Annotated in this window: 15 protein-coding genes and 1 other annotated feature; of the genes, 9 read left to right on the forward strand and 6 right to left on the reverse strand. The window is 35.4% G+C overall.

Annotated elements, in window-relative coordinates; all coding sequences use genetic code 11:
* Window positions 1-332 precede the first annotated feature (332 nt).
* From tdc to nhaC, 3 genes are all read left to right on the forward strand, one after another.
* On the forward strand, window positions 333-2204 hold the full coding sequence (tdc, locus tag RU96_RS06730; protein ID WP_071864777.1) for a tyrosine decarboxylase: 1872 nt from the start codon (window positions 333-335) through the stop codon (window positions 2202-2204).
* 77 nt (window positions 2205-2281) lie between these two features.
* Window positions 2282-3718: a tyrosine-tyramine antiporter gene (tyrP, locus tag RU96_RS06735; protein WP_071864778.1), complete on the forward strand. Its 1437-nt coding sequence runs from the start codon at window positions 2282-2284 to the stop codon at window positions 3716-3718.
* 103 nt (window positions 3719-3821) lie between these two features.
* Complete coding sequence (nhaC, locus tag RU96_RS06740; protein ID WP_071864779.1) at window positions 3822-5201, forward strand: Na+/H+ antiporter NhaC; 1380 nt, start codon at window positions 3822-3824, stop codon at window positions 5199-5201.
* Between the two features lie 187 nt (window positions 5202-5388).
* Here nhaC and RU96_RS06745 read toward each other — a convergent pair whose 3' ends face one another.
* Window positions 5389-8136, reverse strand: coding sequence for a cation-translocating P-type ATPase (locus RU96_RS06745; protein ID WP_071864780.1), 2748 nt, complete (start codon window positions 8134-8136; stop codon window positions 5389-5391).
* 140 nt (window positions 8137-8276) lie between these two features.
* On the opposite strand from RU96_RS06745, the gene RU96_RS06750 reads away from it, so the two are divergent.
* The gene (locus tag RU96_RS06750) at window positions 8277-8714 is read left to right on the forward strand and encodes a hypothetical protein (protein ID WP_071864781.1); all 438 of its coding nucleotides are present in this window, start codon (window positions 8277-8279) and stop codon (window positions 8712-8714) included.
* A gap of 944 nt (window positions 8715-9658) precedes the next feature.
* Window positions 9659-11164 carry a ribosomal protection-like ABC-F family protein gene (gene abc-f, locus RU96_RS06755; RefSeq protein ID WP_071864782.1) on the forward strand — a complete coding sequence of 502 codons (1506 nt, stop codon included), beginning with the start codon at window positions 9659-9661 and terminating at the stop codon, window positions 11162-11164.
* A 246-nt stretch (window positions 11165-11410) separates the two neighbouring features.
* Here the strand turns inward: abc-f and RU96_RS13045 are convergent, their stop codons facing one another.
* From RU96_RS13045 to RU96_RS06765, 3 genes are read right to left on the reverse strand one after another with little or no spacing between them, the layout of a single operon-like run.
* Entirely contained in the window at window positions 11411-11572 is a 162-nt protein-coding gene (locus RU96_RS13045; protein ID WP_095005913.1) for a hypothetical protein, read from the reverse strand.
* Between the two features lie 11 nt (window positions 11573-11583).
* Window positions 11584-11934, reverse strand: coding sequence for a hypothetical protein (locus RU96_RS06760; protein WP_071864783.1), 351 nt, complete (start codon window positions 11932-11934; stop codon window positions 11584-11586).
* A gap of 23 nt (window positions 11935-11957) precedes the next feature.
* Entirely contained in the window at window positions 11958-12980 is a 1023-nt protein-coding gene (locus RU96_RS06765; protein WP_071864784.1) for a lactonase family protein, read from the reverse strand.
* Window positions 12981-13285: 305 nt separating this feature from the next.
* Between RU96_RS06765 and RU96_RS06770 the strand changes: the two genes are divergently transcribed.
* Both RU96_RS06770 and RU96_RS06775 read left to right on the forward strand, forming a co-directional pair.
* Window positions 13286-13639 (forward strand): PTS glucitol/sorbitol transporter subunit IIA, encoded by a 354-nt coding sequence (locus tag RU96_RS06770; RefSeq protein ID WP_071864785.1) that lies wholly within the window; start codon window positions 13286-13288, stop codon window positions 13637-13639.
* Between the two features lie 61 nt (window positions 13640-13700).
* Complete coding sequence (locus RU96_RS06775; RefSeq protein ID WP_071864786.1) at window positions 13701-14849, forward strand: AI-2E family transporter; 1149 nt, start codon at window positions 13701-13703, stop codon at window positions 14847-14849.
* A gap of 82 nt (window positions 14850-14931) precedes the next feature.
* Here the strand turns inward: RU96_RS06775 and RU96_RS06780 are convergent, their stop codons facing one another.
* Both RU96_RS06780 and RU96_RS06785 read right to left on the reverse strand, forming a co-directional pair.
* Complete coding sequence (locus tag RU96_RS06780) at window positions 14932-15225, reverse strand: rhodanese-like domain-containing protein (protein WP_071864787.1); 294 nt, start codon at window positions 15223-15225, stop codon at window positions 14932-14934.
* 291 nt (window positions 15226-15516) lie between these two features.
* Entirely contained in the window at window positions 15517-17439 is a 1923-nt protein-coding gene (locus RU96_RS06785; RefSeq protein WP_071864788.1) for a fructose-1,6-bisphosphatase, read from the reverse strand.
* 239 nt (window positions 17440-17678) lie between these two features.
* Between RU96_RS06785 and RU96_RS06790 the strand changes: the two genes are divergently transcribed.
* The gene (locus RU96_RS06790) at window positions 17679-18713 is read left to right on the forward strand and encodes an aromatic acid exporter family protein (RefSeq protein WP_071864789.1); all 1035 of its coding nucleotides are present in this window, start codon (window positions 17679-17681) and stop codon (window positions 18711-18713) included.
* Window positions 18714-18905: 192 nt separating this feature from the next.
* Window positions 18906-19146: a binding site (T-box leader), on the forward strand.
* Window positions 19147-19230: 84 nt separating this feature from the next.
* Complete coding sequence (locus RU96_RS06795) at window positions 19231-20073, forward strand: MetQ/NlpA family ABC transporter substrate-binding protein (protein WP_071864790.1); 843 nt, start codon at window positions 19231-19233, stop codon at window positions 20071-20073.
* Window positions 20074-20099 lie beyond the last annotated feature (26 nt).

The following is a 20099-nucleotide window of genomic DNA, read 5'->3' on the forward strand; positions in this document are numbered from 1 at the left end:
CACAAAATATTATAGAACCAAAATAAAATCACTTCACAAAGTTATTTACCATAACAGTGAGGCTTAATTTAAATTAATTCACGAAAGAGAAAAAATTGGTTGATTTTAAATGAATAAATAACGGTGGTTATCTACCTGTTTTGAATTTTCAGATAAAAAACAAGCCACTTTTTCTTTTATTAAATTTTCACAATTGACCATAACTTTAAAACAATTTAATAAATAAGAAAATGATTAAAAAAGGAGCAAGTTTTGATTTTACTTTTAAAAAAAACAGGTGTAACCTACAAACGACAAAATTTTTATCAATACTTTTTTAGGAGGAGTTCATCATGAGTGAACAAGGAAACGATTTGAATCTAAATGCCCTATTTATTGGGGACAAAGCTGAAAATGGCCAAATTTATAAAGCTTTGTTAAACGAATTAGTAGACGAGCATTTAGGCTGGCGTCAAAATTACATGCCACAAGACATGCCAATTATTACGCCAGAAGAAAAAAGCAGTGAAAGTTTTAAAAACACTGTCAACAAAATGGAAGATGTTTTATCAGAAATTTCTTCTCGCATGCGCAGTCATTCTGTGCCATGGCATACAGCAGGACGTTACTGGGGTCATATGAACTCAGAAACATTAATGCCTTCTTTACTAGCTTACAATTTTGCTATGCTTTGGAATGGTAATAATGTCGCTTATGAATCATCACCAGCAACAAGCCAAATGGAAGAAGAAGTAGGACATGAATTTGCCCACTTAATGAGCTACAAAAATGGTTGGGGTCATATCGTGGCTGACGGTTCACTAGCAAACTTAGAAGGTTTATGGTATGCCCGTAATATCAAATCATTACCACTTGCTATGAAAGAAGTAACACCAGAATTAGTTAGCGGTAAATCTGAATGGGAACTTTTAAATATGTCTACAAAAGAAATTATGGACTTATTAGAAAGTGTACCTGATAAAATTGACGATATTAAAGCTGCTTCTGCTCGTAGTGGTAAAAACTTAGCTAAATTAGGCAAATGGTTAGTGCCGCAAACAAAACACTATTCATGGTTAAAAGCTGCAGATATTATCGGGATTGGTTTAGATCAAGTTATTCCTGTACCTGTAGATCACAACTATCGCTTAGATGTAAATGAATTAGAAAAAATCGTGCGTCAATTAGCTGCAGAACAAACACCAATTTTAGGTGTCGTTGGTGTTGTTGGTTCAACTGAAGAAGGTGCTATTGACCCAATCGATAAAATGGCCGCTTTACGTGACGTTTTAGCAAAAGACGGCATTTACTTCTATTTACACGTTGATGCTGCTTATGGTGGTTACGGTCGTGCCATTTTCTTAGATGAAAACAATGACTTCATTCCTTTTGAAAACTTAAAAGATGTTCATTTTGAAAAAGGTGTTTTCACTGAAAATAAAAATTATATTTTAGAAGAAGTTTACAACGCTTATCGTGCGATTGAAGAAGCTGAATCTGTTACAATCGACCCACATAAAATGGGCTATGTTCCTTATTCAGCTGGTGGGATTGTTATTCAAGATATTCGTATGCGTGACGTTATCTCATACTTTGCAACTTATGTATTTGAAAAAGGTGCGGATATTCCAGCGCTACTTGGGGCTTATATTTTAGAAGGTTCTAAAGCTGGTGCTACAGCTGCTAGTGTTTGGGCTGCTCACCATGTCTTGCCATTAAACGTTGCTGGTTACGGTAAATTAATGGGTGCCTCAATTGAAGGCTCACATCGTTTCTTTAATTTCTTAAACAACTTATCCTTTAAAGTTGGCGACAAAGAAATTGAAGTACATCCACTAACTTATCCAGATTTCAACATGGTGGATTATGTCTTTAAAGAAAAAGGCAACGATGACTTAGAAGCGATGAACAAATTAAACCATGATGTTTACGACTATTCTTCATATGTCAAAGGTAGCATTTACGGCAATGAATTCTTAACTTCTCATACTGACTTTGCAATCCCAGATTATGGTGATAGCCCATTACAATTTGTGAACCAACTTGGTTTTTCAGATGCAGAATGGCGTCGGGTTGAAAAAATTACCGTTTTACGTGCTAGCGTTATGACACCATACATGAACAAAGCAGAAAACTTTGAAGAATATGCTGAAAAAATTAAAGTTGCGCTTCAAGAAAAATTGGAAAAAATCTATGCAGAAAAATTAGTACATTCAGCACACTAATCAGTTAGAAGACGGCAGGATCAGTTGCCGTCTGGCAACTGATCGACTGCGGTCCAATTTTAAGGAGCGTGTCAAAAGTGAGTAAGTCAGATATTAATAAAATTAGCTTGGGTACTTTTATCGGACTGACAATGGCATTGTGTGCCACAGTTCGTAGTATCCCAACTTTAGCAGCAGTTGGATGGACGTTAATTTTCTATTCCATTTTTGCGGTTGTCTTTTTTGCCGGCCCAATTTCAATGATTTCCGGTGAACTTTCTACCATGTTACCTGAAGAAGGTGGCCCCCAATTATGGGTAAAAACTGCTTTAGGTAGTAAATGGGGATTTGTTGTCGCTTGGCTATTGTGGGTGCAAATGTTCCCAGGAATGGTAATGGTTGCTTCGACATTAGGGCCTCTTTTAGGTAATACATTTGGTAATGTGGCGTTAGGCAATAATCACTGGTTTGTTTTAGCTTGTATTTTAATTATTTATTGGATTATTACCATTTTGAATTTAAAATTTGATATGGCCAAAGTTGGTGGGAACATCGGTGTTTGGCTAGGGGTTTATATTCCAGTTGTGGTCATGTTTGTTTTAGGTCTTTTTGCATTTTTCAAAGTCGGTTTAGTTTCAAACGGCTATTTGGGTGCTTTTTCTTGGTCTAAAATGTTACCAGATTTACAACACATTGAAACGTTAAAATATTTAGCAGGGATTAGCTTTATTTTCGTTGGGATTGAAATGAGTTCTGTTTATATGCCACGATTAAAAGATTCAACTAAGAACTATACAAAAGGTGTTTTCATTGCTTTAATTGGTTTGGTTTTATTAAATGTGATTAATGCGATGTTAGTTGCAAATGTAGTTCCTGCTGGAAAAATGGAATTAGCCAACATTACGCAACCAATCATTATTTACTGTGAAATTTTAGGTTTACCAAAAATTATTGGGAATATTTTCAGTTTCATGGTCTTTATTGGGGTATTATTACAACTTTCAGCTTGGGTAACAGGCCCTTCAAAAACAATTATTCAAGTTGCCAGAGAAGGTTTCTTACCACCAAAATTTGGTTTCCAAAAAGAAAACAAATACGGCGTTTCTAAAAATGTTGTCTTAACCCAATCTATTGTCATTTCATTGTTTGCCTTATTATATGGGGTAATGGATGACGTTAGCGCAGTTTTCTTAACTTTAACAAATGCGACAACCATTGTTTATTGTATCGTTTATGTCTTAATTGCGATTTCTGTTTTAGAATTGCGCAAACACCGTCCTGAAATGGCACGCCCATACCGGATTGGTAAAAAAGGTAACGCCTTTGTGTGGGTTGTTAGTTTGATGTTGCTATTTTCAATTGTAGTCGTTACGTATGCGACATTAAGAACTTCAACTTTAGCAAACGCATTACTTGTTGCGGCAATTGCAATTGTGATGTTTGTTATTCCTTTGGTCATTAATCACTTTAAGAAAAATGACTGGAAAGTTGCTGTTAGTGACAATTCTGCAGACCACTTGCATCATAGTCATTAACAACTTTTTAAGCGTCCTGTCGTAAGACCTTGCGGCAGGGCGTTTTTACTATGAAAAAACTTTTATCTTAATTTTAAAGACAAAGTGTAAAGAAGGTATTGTTGTGAAAAAAATTTCTACTAAAGAAAGTGCTGCGATTTTAGCGGCTATGTTAGCTATTTTAGGTATCTTAATTATTGGCTTTCAATTAAGTCCGCATATTCCTATTTTATTTGTTTTTATGTTGTTACTTTTATATGGACGTGTGAGGAAATTTTCGTGGGATGATATTCATGGAGGCATTATTAATGGGATAACACCTGGAATTATTCCTATTATTATCTTTTTACTCATTGGGGTATTGGTCGCTTCTTGGATTTTAGCCGGAACGATTCCTACTATCATGGTCTATGGCTTTAAAATTATTTCGGTTCGCTTTTTCTTACCGACAGTATTTGTTGTTTGTTCGATTGTAGGTTTAACAGTTGGTAGCTCATTTACCACTATTTCAACGATTGGGATTGCTTTTTTAGGAATTGGTCATATTTTAGGATTTCACGATGCTTACACAGCTGGCGCAGTTGTTTCAGGGGCATTTTTAGGCAATAATATTTCACCTTTATCAGATACGACGAATTTAGCCGCTGGTATTGGGGAAATTGATTTGTTTCAACACATCGCCAATATGCGTTTTACGGATTTACCCGCCTTTGCAATTAGTTTTTTACTTTATATTTTCTTAGGTCACACGAATAAAACCGCAAATTTAACCAGTGTCAATGAGATGATTACGAGTATGCAAAATAATTTCTGGATTTCACCGTGGACTTTAATTCCGTTGGTGGTGCTATTTGTGATGGCAATAAAAAAAATCCCCGCAATTGCGACCCTTTTAACTGGTGCAACAGTAGCAGTGGTTATTAGTTTTATTCACGATCAAAGTTTAACAGTTCAAAAAGTAGCCGATATTTTGATGAATGGATTTAAAGCGGAAACCGACAGTGAAAAGTTAAATACGCTTTTATCTCGGGGAGGTATCATGAGTATGCTCGGTTCGGCGAGCTTGATTATTTTAGCGTTAGCTTTAGGTGGTTTGTTGTTAAAATATAAGATTGTGGAAAATATTGTGGAAGCACTGAAAAATAAGATGGATCGTCCTTCTCGTTTAATTGGTCTGACTGCACTAAGCAGTATCGGCGTAAATATTATCGTGGGCGAACAATATTTATCGGTGATTTTACCCGGCGAAACCTTTAAAAAATCTTTTGAAACCGCGAAGTTAGACAATCGCTATTTAACTAGAACGCTAGCGGATGCCGGAGCGAGCGTTAATGCCTTAATTCCTTGGGGCGTTAGTGGTACCTTTATTGCAGGAACTTTGAAAGTAAGTGCACTAGCATATGTACCGTTTGCCTTTTTTCCGTTATTAGCACCTATAATTACAATTGTGGTCGGATTTATTTTGAATCAACGACACACACAGGCAGCGCATCCGGTAAGTTAATAAAGATAAAGAAAAGTTGTGACAAGACTCTTGTCACAACTTTTTTTGAAAATAAATGGTATGGCAGAAGCAGCTTCTTATTTAATAAGCTGAAATTTCGCAAAAATTTGAAAAGTCATTTTTTTGAAATTCCTTCTTAGTTTTTGAAGTAGGTTACTTCTGTCACAGACATTTTTGACTCTTAAATTTAATGACTGCGTATAATTTTTTTGCGAATTTCTTCAATCAAGATAAGTGGCAATGGGATACAAATTAAAAATAACCAGTCTTTAAGTTGAATGCCAGTCGTGCCAAATAATTTTTGTAAGAAGGGAAGATACATCAAACATGTGATTAAGATAATTTCAAAAATGATTCCCCCTAAAATGCGTTTATTTGAAAATAAGCCAATTTCAAATAAGGATTGCTTTTCAGTCCGACAGTTAAAAACAGCACCGATTTGACAGAAAACAATTGCCGCTAGTGTCATAGTGGTAGCCATGAGATAAACTTTCCCGTTTGCTGCCAATGCGACAGCTGGCCAACCGTTTAGGTGATTGACAAAAAAGTAAGCGCCAATGGAAATAAATGAAGCCATTAGGCCATAAAAACCAAAAGCTTTGATGATAATCTGTTTGGTTAACAAATGTTCAGATTGTTTGCGGGGTGGCTTTTTCATAGTGCCAGCTTCCGTTTGTTCAGTGGCTAGTCCTAAGGCAGGAAGCATGTCAGTACCAAGATCAATGGTCAAAATTTGCATAACCGTTAAAGGTAAAGGAATAGTACCTTTTGATAGTAAAAATAGTAGTGATGGAATTGCTTCAGGCATATTACTATTTAAAATATAAAGTAAAAATTTACGAATATTATTGTAAACAGTCCGTCCTTCTTCAATCGCATTGACAATTGAGGTGAAATTATCGTCAGTTAAAATCATATCTGCCGCTTCTTTTGCAACATCAGTGCCTGTAATACCCATCGCAACGCCAATATCCGCTTTTTTTAAAGCAGGGGCGTCATTTACACCGTCACCAGTGGAGGCAACTACTTCCCCTAAACTTTGCAAGGTGGAAACGACACGATATTTTTGCTCTGGCGCTACACGGGCAAAAATAACTTCATGACGTAAATTTTCTTTTAAGGTTGCTTCATCCATAGCAGCTAAATCATCCCCAGTAATAACCCGCACATCATCACTTTTAACAATACCGATTTTGCGAGCAATACTTTCAGCAGTTAGACCGTAATCGCCAGTGACCATAATAATACGGATCGACGCATCGTGACATTTTTGAATTGCCTCGATCACATTTTCCCGTGGTGGATCTTGGCTGGCGGTAATGCCGACAAAAATCAAATTTTGTTCGCAGTTCTCAATTGTTAATTCTTCATTGGGCTTTAGTGGACGATAGGCAAAAGCTAACGTGCGGAGCCCTTCTTTTGCGAAGTGATCGTTTTGAGTTAAAATTTGCTTTTTGAGAGTATCGTCTAAAGGCGCGACTTGGCCATTTTTTAAATAACTCTGACAACAGCTTAAAACTTCGGTAATGCCACCTTTGGTAAAAACGTATTGCTGATTATCATGGGTATGAATAGTGGACATGCGTTTACGTTTTGAGTCAAAAGGAAGTTCGCTTTTTCGAGGATAATTTTTTTGTTCATCGCTTAAATCATAATCGGCTTTACTAGCTAAAATTAAAATACTACCTTCATCAGGGCTACCGACGAGTTGATAGTGATCATTTTTTTCTTCAATGGCAGAATCATTACATAAACTGCCGATGCGCAATAGTTGTAGTAAATCTTTTTCTTGGGATAGATCAATTCGTGTGTCTCCCTTTTTAACAATACCATTTGGTTCATAACCTGTCCCAGAAACGGTGTAGCTTGACTCAGGTAGCCATACTTTTTCAATTGTCATTTCATTTTTGGTTAAAGTACCCGTCTTATCTGAACAAATTACTGTTGTTTCACCTAGTGTTTCTACACTGTTCAAATGTTTAACTAACGCATTCTTTTTTGCCATTTTTTGAACCGCCATCGCCAAAGATAGTGTAACTGTCGGCAGTAAACCTTCTGGAATAAAAGCTACCACCATGCCAAGGGCAAAAATAAATGCTTTCGGCCAAGGATAACCGACAAAAAAGACCGCAGCGATAAAAAATAAAATACCAATTCCAATGGCTATGATGGAAAGCTGACGAGTTAAAATATCTAATTCTTTTTGTAAGGGACTTTTCACGTCGGTTACAGAAGTCGTCAATGAAGCGATTTGTCCAAATTCTGTGTCCATCCCAGTCGCTAAAACGACAAATACCCCACTGCCGTTGACTACAGAAGTTCCTTCGTAAACTAAATTGGCTTCGGCATATTTACCAGCACTTTTTAATGCCTCATCTGTTTGAATCTCGATTTCTTTATTGACGGTAGTGGATTCACCTGTTAAAGACGATTGATTAACTTCTAAACTGTCAGCAGTTAACAGGCGACCGTCAGCGGGGATGTTATCACCACTATTTAAAGTAACAATATCACCAGGGACTAAATCAGCCGCTAAAATTTTATTTGCTTGCCCGTTACGGATGACTTTCACGTAACTAGGTAACATTTTTTGCAGTGCGCTTGTAGCTTGTTGGGCGCGATATTGTTGCCAGAAACTAAAAATACCATTAATAACATTTACGAGCCAAATTGCAATTCCTAATTCTGGTGTACCAGTTAAAAGGGCAATAAAGCCGGCAATCCATAGTAAAATAGCCATCATACTGGTGAAGTTGGTCAAAAATGTTTTAAGCATAGACTGCTTTTGGGTAGTTGCGATTACATTTTTACCGTATTTTTCCAATCTTTTTTGGACTTCTTGATCGGTAAGCCCATTTTTTGAACTATTTATCTTTGCGAGACTATCTTCACTGCTTAATTTAGCGTATTCTTGCAGCGTGTTTGTTTGTGTCATCTCACATCACCACCTTTGCCTATATTTTCCAAGACTCTTAAAAAAATTGCAAAAAATAACCCTTTTTTTCGAGAATACTTTCTAATTAGTCGAAAAACCGCTAAAATGAAAGTATCACAAAAAAGAAAGTAGGAATAACTGTGAGACCAAATCTTGGTTATTATGTCCAAAATATTAATGATATCGTACAAGATACTGAAAAAATTGGGGAAGAGATGAATCCTCATTATGAAATTATTCGGAAGGCAATTGATGAAGACAAATTAGCAGAATTAACACCTGAAAAAATTGCTGAAGTAGTTGATGTCTTTACTGCCGGTACTAAAAAATACAAAGCGATGTTAGCGCAAATTGAAAAATTACGTCCTCCTGCTAAAGTAATGGGAATTCATAAAAAATTTCAACGTTCTTATGAAAAATACGTCGCTGGTTGCGATGAGATGATTGCCAGTCTACAAACAGAACATGGAATTGATACGAAAGCCTTTGATGCTTCTGAAACAAAACAAGATGAAGCAACAGATGAAATTTCATTTTCAATTCAACGGATGACCAATTTATTACTTGGTAAGAAGTAAATTTGAAAGATAAAAGTGTTTAAAGAAGGTGTGACAAGACTTTTGTCACACCTTCTATTTTCGAATAAACGGTGCAATAGAAGCTGGTCGCTTCTGTTGCAACCTCTTTTTTTGTTGGTTTGACTAAAGAAATAATCATTTAAAAGTGAATTTTTTATCTTTTCTTTAGAAATAATCAATTTTATAAAACTACTTGGAAAACGTAATCGAGGTAGTGACAGTGAAATTAGCAAAACGAGAGTTATCTAATTTAACTATAACGTTATTTTTATGACAAAAAATAAGTTGTCGTTTATATTAAATACATAACCAACAACAACCTTTTTATTTTTCATTTTACTCCATTTGAGAGTAATTACTCCTTTTTCCATTGGGCCTAACCAACCCAATGGTTTTTTGTGCGCATAAACTAAAAAAAGATAGCTGTCGATTTGTATTTTTAGACAAACTGATAGGAAATTTTTTTTCGTAATAAAAACAAAAAAAAGAAATGAATAATCAAAATATTAATCAAAAATAAATTATTTGTTTTTTTATTTGGATCCAGATGCTTTTTTATGATACTTTCTTACTTTTGCTGTATCTAAATAGATTGTTAAATTTTTAAAACCATGCTATTCTTTTCTTATTAAAAACGAAATGAGGGATCTTGCATTGAAATTTTAACCAATTTGTTGAAGCTGCATTCAGACGAAAAACTTGGAACGACCAAGGGATTCGTGTGCAGATTTTCAGGATTGGTTAAATGACAGTGTAAGGTCTTTTTGTTTACCTTATTTATTGTCATATCTCTGGTAGAGAACCCTTCCTGAAAATAGGAAGGGTTCTTTTTGGGGCTATAAGTAGATTTAGGCTAAAAATAAGCTAGTGCGTAATTTAAATTAATCGCGCCAGCAGAATTTTTAAGCAAAAATCAGTTTTACGCCCTTTTATGAGGTGAGAATATGCCAGTGATAAAAATACATGATCTAACTTTTGGTTTTGATAATCAAGGGACATTACTGTTTGATCATAGTAATTTAATAATTGATACCAGTTGGAAATTAGGCTTAATTGGCCGTAATGGGCGAGGGAAAACAACTTTATTGAATTTATTGCAAAATAAATTTTCTTATGAAGGACAGATTACGCATCAAATGACTTTTACGTACTTTCCGCAAAAATTAGTCGATAAAAATCAAATCACATTTTATGCGTTAAATGAAGTAGCTGCTTTTGAACAATGGCAGTTAGAACGAGAATTAAATTTACTTGGGGTGGATCCACTTGTTTTGTGGCGGCCATTTGCTAGTCTCTCAGGTGGAGAGCAGACCAAAGTCTTATTGGCTTTGCTATTTGTCGATGAAGCGAATTTTCCTTTAATTGATGAACCGACTAATCATTTAGATGTCTTAGGTCGAAAGCAAGTAGCGCAATATTTGAAAAAGAAAAAGCAAGGTTTTATTGTGGTCAGTCATGACCGTCATTTTATCGATGAAGTGGTCGATCACATTTTGTCTCTTGAAAAAAGTCAGTTAGTGTTGTACCAAGGTAATTTTTCTATTTACGAAGAACAAAAACAATTACGCGATCAATATGAATTAGAGCAAAATACGAAAATAAAAAAAGAAATTGGCCGCTTACAACAAACTGCCGCAGAAAAAGCTGAGTGGGCTCGTTCTCGAGAAGGTGATAAAACTAAAAAGTCAAAAGGTTTCATCGATACCGAGTTACGACGGGTAAATAAAGGAGCAGTAGGAGCAGATGCTGCGCGAACGATGAAACGGGCAAAAGCGATTGTAAATCGCCTAGAAGAGCAAATGTCCCAAAAGGCAGAATTATTAAAAGATATTGAAACGGTTAATACTTTGAAATTAAATTTTGCGCCAAGCCACCACAAATTATTACTTCAAGTAGAAGACTTAACATTACAATATCCTGATAGTTCTGCATTATTCAAACCAATTACATTTGAATTGCATCAAGGAGACCGCTTAGCAATTATGGGAGCAAATGGTGCTGGTAAATCTTCTTTAATTCATTATTTACAAAATACCTTTGAAGGAAGCGTCAAAGGAAAAGTCAATCGTCCTCAAAAACTTACAATTAGCTATGTGCGTCAAAATTATGAGGATAATCGGGGAAGTTTAGTGGAATTTGCAGAAAGTCACCATTTGAATTATGAAGACTTGTTAAATAATTTACGCAAATTGGGTGTTGAGCGAGAAGTTTTTTTTAATAAAATTGAAGATATGAGCATGGGACAAAGAAAACGCGTTGAACTTGCCAAGTCACTTGCAACGCCTGCGGAATTATTTATTTGGGATGAGCCGTTAAACTATTTGGATGTCTTTAACCAGGAGCAGCTAGAAGAAGTCATTCAGTCTGTGCAACCAACAATGTTAATTGTGGAGCACGATGAAACTTTTTTGAAAAATGTCGCTACCAAATTTTTAGAACTTAAAAAATAGACGAATTGTAATTAGAAAATAAAAGGTGAGGTCGCAATAGAAGTGGTGGGCTTTATGAAATAAGAAATATTTTTAATAAAATTACTGTTCAAGTTTTTTGTGAAATTTCTTCTTATAAGTAGCAGTCACTTTTCTAGCACCGTTTATATGCTAAAAAGAGAGGTGTGACAATATTCTTGTCACACCTCTCTTTTCGGATAAACAGTGTGACAGAAGCTGGTCGCTTTTGTCACAACCTCTAATATTTTAATTTTCTACGTTGCGAACGTAGTCATCAAAATATTTAATTAAATCACGTTTCATTTTTTGATATTCTTCTTCGCTATATTCCTTTTCTTCAATTTTTCCATTGAAATAAGGTAGTTTTAATTCTTCTTTTAAACGGTCCAATGCTTCTTGTTGATTCATAATATATTCTCCTATAACAGATTAAAAGATTGCGTTAACGCTTCGTATTGACTTTGCATAGTACTAAGTCGCGCTTTTAAACTAGTAATGTCGTCATCGTCATGGAATAAAACTTGTTTAAGTTCAAAATAAAAATCGTCAAAAGCATTCACGAATGCTTCAACTTCTTTGGTTTGTAACTCCGTATTTTGATCGCAGCGAATATAAGCTTTTTCGGCAATTGCGTAACCTTCTGAGGTAGTTAAAATTGCTAAGTTTTCGTTATAGCGGCGCGTACTCACTAAATCACAAACGGACTGGCATTTATTTAATAAGTTTGAAAAATCTTTTAGTAATAATTCAATTGGTGTTTTGGTAAACATGGGGGTTCCTCCAATTCTTTTCTTTAGTCTTCAAATAAGACGCAGACACATTCTGGTGCATACACATCTTTTTGGACAGTGGTTAGGGTACCGTCAGTTTGATTGCGGGTATAAAGAGTTAAATTATCGCTGTTTTGATTAGCACAAACGACATATTTGCCACTTGGGTCAAGGGCAAAATCCCGTGGGAAATCACCTTCAGTGCTGATTGTTTGGACTTTTTCAATCGTCAATCCATCTGTTGAAAGGGCAAAAACAACAATTGAGTTATGTCCGCGATTAGATGCATAAATAAAGCGACCATCTGGACTAATGCGCACTGCTGCGCCACCATTTGCTCCAGTAAAATCTTTTGGTAACAAGGAATCTTGCATGATTTCAGTAAAGCTACCATCTTCAGGATTGTAACTTAAAACAGTCAGCGTACTATTTAATTCACCTAATAAGTAGGCGATATTTTTCGTAGGATGAAAAACTAAATGACGGGGACCAGCACCATCTTCGGTTTGATAAATGGCTACTTCGTCTAACTCTCCTGTTTCACTAACGTTATAAGTGTACACTCGGTCAGTTCCTAAATCACAAACGACAAGGCGTTTATCAGGAGTTAAATCGGTATAGTGAACATGGGGTTTATCTTGATTTTCATTACTGCCGGTAGGTTCATCGTGCTTAATTACCACACCAGGTTTAAGACTACCATCTGATTTTAAACCGTAGACACTAATTTCACCTAAATGATAATTAGCTCCATAAACTAATTGGCGCTCTTCATCAACTGCCACGTAGCACAGTGGAGCTCCTTCTTTTGTTACGGCATTTAAAAAGTTAAAGTCTTTATCATAAGCACCACAACCACCATTGCCGTCAACAGCTGTCACAGTATAAAGATTTTTAGCGTTACTTTGGGCTAAATAAGTTGGACTGTTTTCTTTAGTGGCCAAACTTAAATCTAGCAATTGTTCTTTTTCTGTATCGAGGGTAATACGGTAAATTCCTTCGCTTTCACGTCTTGTATAAGTTCCTAATAATAAGTGATGTAACATAAGTCATCCTCCTACCAATTATTGCCAAATTTTTCTTAAGAAAAATTTTTGCTTTAAATACTTCACTCTCTTTTCTATTCTACCACAAAGAATCCGCTTTAGAAGTTAGAGAAAAGATCAGGTATGTTATAATAAAAACTGTTAAAACTACAATAAAAAAATGAGTATAAAAGTAAAAAAGTCTCTTTTGATAAACAAAATTGAAACCAGTCTTTTTTTGTGTGAGTTGGATTTATGGACCAATCACGATATTTTAAAATGAATTTCAAACGAAATGTTATAAACATATAGGAGGTAACGATTAAATGATAACAGGAAAAATTACAGCAATCGGGAAAGAGGCAATTGATGCCGACGAAAAATTATTAATTTTCTTTGATGAAAGTGCCACAAAAGGTTTAAAGCCTTACGCAATTATCCAAGATGTACCAAAAGCTGATAAGATCACTTTAAAAAAAGGAGACGAAATTCGTTTTGGTGAAGCTAAATATACGGTGACTCATGTTGGCAATACCGCATTAAAAGGGCTTCATGAAATTCAACATGCTTCTTTTATATTTGATGAGGTGCCAGTAACTGACAGTATTGTCAATGGTGTCTATCTTACACCTTTTGAAGTGCCACAATTAGAAGTAGGGATGACGATTACGTATCCATAAAAGTGCAGTTGAACTTATTTTATATTTCTAAAGGCCTAAAGTGCCAAACGGAGGTTTTAAAATGGAGAAAGATAAAAAAAGGTTATCTTGGTTTTGGAAATGGTTTTTAAATAATCAGTTTGTGACCGCCTTATTGATTATTTTATTGATTTTATTGATTTTAAATGCTTTTACTAAAGTTTCATATTTATTTGAGCCTATCGCACAGTTTGTTGGTGTCGTCGGCTTACCGATTGTTTTAGCAGGCGTTTTTTATTATCTAATGAATCCAGCTGTTGATTATTTGGAGAAAAAAGGGTTAAAACGAATTTACAGCATTTTCTTATTGTTTTTACTTGTAATTGGTTTAATTACTTGGGGCGTGGTGGTTATTGTCCCGAAAATTCGGGAACAAACCGCAAGTTTTATCGATAATTTTCCCAATTATTTAGATGTTATTGACCAAAAAGCCAATGAAATTTTAAATGATCCGATTTTTGGTACATTTAAAGATCAATTTGATAGCTATGGCGATAAGATTACTACTTGGCTGACCGATTTTATTCGTAATATTTCCAGCTCAACTATCTCTAGTTTAGGAAAAATTGTCGGGGCGGTCGCCTCTACTTTAGTGGCTATTTTTACAATGCCTTTCATTTTATTTTATCTTTTAAAGGATGGCCGGAATTTAGCTCCATATTTTGTTAAATTTTTACCCAATAAAATGCGTAAACCAACACTAAAAGTTTTAAAAGAAATGAACGAGCAAGTTTCCTCTTATATTAGAGGGCAACTGACAGTTGCTTTTGCTGTGGCTATCATGTTTATTATCGGCTTTTCGATTATCGGGTTGGATTATTCTGTGACATTAGGTGTCGCAGCTGGCTTTTTGAATTTGATTCCTTATTTAGGGTCATTTTTAGCCATGGTTCCCGCTATCTTTTTAGCGATTGTGGCAGGGCCAGTAATGTTAGTGAAAGTACTAGTTGTGTTTGTCATTGAACAAACTATTGAAGGTCGTTTAATTTCACCATTAGTTTTAGGTAATGAACTTTCTGTTCACCCGGTGACTATTTTATTAGTATTATTGACTTCTGGTAAGTTATTTGGTGTGGTCGGGGTCATTTTGGGAATTCCTGTCTACGCAGCGGCAAAAGTCCTCATTACGCATCTTTTTGAATGGTATAAAGATGTTTCCCAATACTATCATGAAGAAACAGAAGATGAATAAAAAAGAACCGTGGCCATTTTGGTCACGGTTCTTTTTACAGAAAAATAGTGTGTTAGAAGCGAGGCTTGTCACACTTTCGTTTTTAAGCTGCTAATTGTTTAATATCACGCATACCGCCAATTACATGAATTGCCTTGTAACCGTGATTTTCTAAGAAATTCGCGATAATTTCTGAGCGACGTCCGGAGTAGCTGATTACGTAATAGGTCGCATTTTTATCTAATTTGTTTAATTCGTTAGGTAAGCTTGTTGCGGGTAAAGAAATGGCATGTGGTAAATGGCTCATTTCAAAATCCTGCGAGTCGCGAATATCTAAGATGTTCAGCGCTTCGTTTTGACGTAGCAAGTTAAAATCTTGTACGGAAATTGAAGTCATCTTTCATCCTTCTTTCTTTTTGTAAGATGTTAGTATCTTATTTTATTTCACCAAAAAATTCAACGTTTTTCTTTTTATCTGATAAAATAATGAAAAGAAAATGAATGTAAACGATTTTCATTCTGATATTAAAGGGTTATATATGAATAAAAAAATGCATAAAAGAAAAAAACAAGCGTTACTACGCTTGTTTTTAAACTCTTTGATGAGTTGTGTTGGCAATTAAACCGATCAGAAAAAGCATAAGGACAAGGTTTCTCTTCGTTTTAGGCGTAAACTGTGATTTTTTACTTAAATTTTATCAAAGTTTTGATAGAGATACTGTAGGTCTGCCATCTCACGACAAATTTTAGTACCGATATTAGTTGCTTTGACTTTGGTTCGATTGGGTACTTCTGCCACTAAACGCTTGACTGAAATAATATCAGTACCATTTATTACCGCATCCGTGACAGATGTAAATGGTTGGTGGGCGGCTAATTGCATCCCATAGCTATTTGACAATAAAGTATAGCCAGCGATGCCGGTAGTTTTTTGATAACTTTTGGCGTATCCGCCATCAATGACAATTAGTTTACTATTGGCTTTAATTGGATCTTCGCCCTTTTTTTCTTTGACTGGGGTGTGACCGTTAATAATATGACCGTAATCAGGCAAGTCAAATTCTGCTAATAACTCTTGACAAATGGTTTCGTCATTACGCAAAGTGTAATAGGCATTTTTCTTTTCGCGATGTGTTTTTTTGTCGGCGATATAGTAGCGTTCAAATGTCGTCATAGCTTCTTTACCAAATAAAGAAGAACGCTCGCCAGTCCATAAATACCACAACATATCTGTTGCTAAATCAAAATGACAATGAGGATTTTGATAACTTTTTCGTACTTGTTCTTCATAAAAATCTAATAGGCTCTTGCCGGCGTAGTTCTGACCATTAATACGGAGTGATTTTAAATCACCATTTTCATGTAGTGGAATACAGCCGTGAAATAATAAATTGCCGTTGTAACACAAATACATCGCACCCGCTTCTATTAAAAAGTCCATGTGGCGTTTTAATTTTTCAGATGCTTGGATTGAAGTCAAAAGCCGTGTAACTAAGTTTTCTTCTTCTAGTGTTAAAGCTAGCGGATTAAGTGGATCAATTGTTGGCGCTTGAAAATCAATGAGCGGGTATTTTTGCCCCTGCAATGTAATTGTTTGGTTAGTGTAGTCAATAAAGGTTAGCATATTACGCTGATCTAATAGAAATTCTGGTCGCCGTTCAATTAATTGCCCTTCTAGTTTAAATTGTAAAATTGCTGTTGCTTGTTGCATCTGATTTAATAAAATTTGCTCGCTTTTTGAAAACTCGTGAATGTTTTCAGCTTTAACATTAAACGCAGTTTTGGGCTGATAATATTTTTGGGCATAGTTTGCTAATGGTCGTAAATTGATGCCATAGCGTTCCTCTAAAATATCTAAATTGCCATAGCGAGAAGAAATACGGAGCAAATTCATCACCGCCACAGGAGAACCCGCCACAGCTGCTAGCCAAACAATATCATGATTGCCCCACTGAATATCGACAGAAGGTAAAGTGCACAGTCGTTCCATAATAAAATCAGGTTTTGGGCCACGATCGTAAATATCGCCTACGACATGCAGATGGTCTACCACTAGTCGCTGAATAGTTTTAGCTAGGGCAGTAATCAGTGCAGGAGCTTGATTTAAAGTAATAATACGCTGAATAATCGTCGCAAAATAATCAACTTTATCTTTTTTAGTATCAACCTCAGTTAATAATTCTTCAATGATATAAGCAAATTGAGGCGGGAGGGCTTTTCTCACTTTAGAACGGGTGTATTTACGCCCAGCGTAATTGGTAACTTGTAAAAGATAAGGAATATTTTCTTCATAATAAGCAATTAACTCTGTGTTTGTTAAGGTGGCTTTTTGTAAAGCCAGTTTTTCTTCGGGATAGTAAATGAGTGTACATAAATCGCGAATGGGAACATTCGGGTCAGCTTGAAAACACTCTTTGACTTTTTCTTTTACACTACCTGAACCATTGCGCAAGACATGATCAAAGGCATCAAATTCACCATGAAGATCACTAACAAAATGTTCTGTTCCTTTTGGTAGTTGTACAATTGCTTCTAAATTGATGAGCTCTGTTAAAACTTGTTCTTTTTGGGGAAATTTTTCTTTTAGTAGTTGATAGTACTTTTCTTCCAAATTAACACCTCCGTCATTATAATAATATAGCAAATCATTTTATTTATGTATAGGTGTAAAAGTCTTTTTACATTGGTGATGTAACATAAAATCTAGTTATTGGTATAGTTGATTTAAAAAGAGGTGAGATAAATAATGTTGGCTAAAAATAGAAAAGAACTCTGAAAGAACAAGGGAGGGATTCATTACAACTGTTTTTCCAGTATAATAAAAGAAAAATTATAAAAAGGAGACGGTAAATGAATCTATTAACGAAAAATACTTGGCAACAACATTTAGGTTATGCTGCAAAAATTGGAATTGGTAGCGCACTGGCGATTTTATTGGCAGAACTATTGGGTTTAAATTTTGCCGCTTCTGCGGGAATTATTACACTGTTGACAATCTCTACCACGAAAGTCCAAACATGGCGCTTATGTTTGCAACGCTTAGGGACTTTTTTAATCACTGTTTTTTTAGCATTTTTAATTCAACCGATCCAACATTTAGAATGGATTAGTTATGGTATTATTTTAGTTTTGCTGACATTTGGTTTAAGTGCGCGGAACTTATTACCGACACTGTCTGTTAATGCTGTTGTTTTGACCCATTTAATGGCCAAAAGCACACTGACCATCAATGCTATCACCAATGAACTTTGGCTATTAGTAATTGGGTTGTTAATTGCCATTGTCGTTAATCACTTCCAGCATTATGAAAGTCAAAAAAAGTATTTAAACTATTGTCGCCAGACGAGTGAAAAAAAATTCAAACTCGTTTTTGAAAAATTGGCTGCTTACTTAGCAGATAGCCAGTTACAAAACCATGTCTGGGATGATATTATCAGCTTAGAAAAAGAGCTGCATAACTACACCCAAGCGGCCTTTGCTTATCAGCAAAATCGCTTGCCAATAAGCGATGATTTTTATTTGGATTATTTTGAAATGCGGACGCAACAATGTAATGTATTGCATAATCTCCATTATGAAATAAAAAAATTGCGTTTAATTAAAAGTGATTCGGCAGTGATTGTCGCATTTTTGAATGAAATTGCGCTACATTTTGGCGAAATGAGCCAGCCGATTCATCAGTTACAGATGGTGGATCAGTTGGTGCAAAAAATTGAAGAGACCCCTTTACCTCAAACGAAAGAAGAGTTTTTACGTAAAGCGCGTCTGTATCATATTTTAATGGATTTAGAAGAATTTCTAATCTTCAAAAAACGCTTTTTACAAAAGCATCATCCGGAAAAAGTTGCTGCTTATGAAGCTGCTCAACTAGCCACAGAAGAATAATTAATGTAGACTTGGTAGCCAAATTTTTTTGTGTTTGCCAAGTCTATTTTATTTTTGACAGATCAGAGTGTTCATCGCATTTTGAATCGTTAAAAAACGACTAAAAAGTTTTTTTATTGACTGAAATATCAGAAAATTCAAATGTTTATATTGACGAACGCGTCGGAATCCTTTATGATAGCTACCAATAACACAAATGCGATGATAAGATAAGTACAGATGATGCGTTTTAAAGAGAGCTTCGGCTGGTGAAAAGAAGTAGACAAGGCATCTGGAAAATGGTCTTTGAGCAAGAAACTGTGAGTTTTTAAACGAGCAGTTAACGGGAGTGCCCGTTATAGCACGGTAGTATGAACACGTACTACGATGAGATCAGATGAAATATCTGATGAATAAAGGTGGTAACACGGAAGCTTGTGCTCTCGTCCTTATTTTGCTTAAGCAAAATAAGGACGAGAGTTTTTTTATTGCTGAAGAGTTTTTACACATAAGGGAAATTAAAAAAGGAGGAAAAAAGATGAAATTGAAAAAGATTGTAACAGGGGTTATTACTTTAGGAACACTTATCACTCTAGGGGCTTGTGGTAACGGAAATCAAAAAACAGGACAAACCGCTTCTAGTGATGGAATAAAAGAAGTGGTAGTGGGAGTAGCGCCAGGTCCTTATGGCGATATGGTGACTGAGGTTATTTCACCTTTGATTGAAAAAGATGGATTTAAATTAACTACTAAACTATTTAATGATTATGTACAGCCTAACAAAGCTCTTGCGGCGAAACAAATTGATGCGAATTTATTTCAACATACGGCTTACCTTGAAAAATTTTCAGCCGATAACAAATTAGATTTGTCCGCTATTGGTACAGTACCTACGTTAGGAATGGGGATTTATTCTAAAAAAATAACCAGTTTAGCAGATGTAAAAGCTGGGTCGACTGTAGCTATTGCAAATGATGCTTCTAACTTAGCGCGAACATTACAATTATTAGCGGCTAATAATTTGGTTACGATTAAAGACGATATTGATGAAACAAAGGCGACAGTAGATGATATCGCGGAAAATCCTAAAAATTTGGAATTTAAAACTTTAGATGCAGCTCAATTGGCGCGTGCACTTGATACAGTGGATTTAGCGTTAGTACCGGGAAATTTTGCATGGGCGGCAAAACTAGATCCGGCTGATGCATTGGCATTAGAAAAATTAAAAGAAGAATATAAAAATGTTTTTGTTGTGCGCACTGCTGATAAAGATAATAAGTTGGCAAAAGCAATAAAGACAGCTTTAACCAGTCAAGCATTTAAAGATGCCATTGCTAAATCAGATTTTAAAGACTTTGACAAACCAGCTGATTGGCAATAAAGGTCTTAAGAAAGGACAATTTTTAG

Origin of the sequence: Enterococcus canintestini, assembly GCF_001885735.1 — a bacterium.
Lineage (GTDB): Bacteria > Bacillota > Bacilli > Lactobacillales > Enterococcaceae > Enterococcus_C > Enterococcus_C canintestini.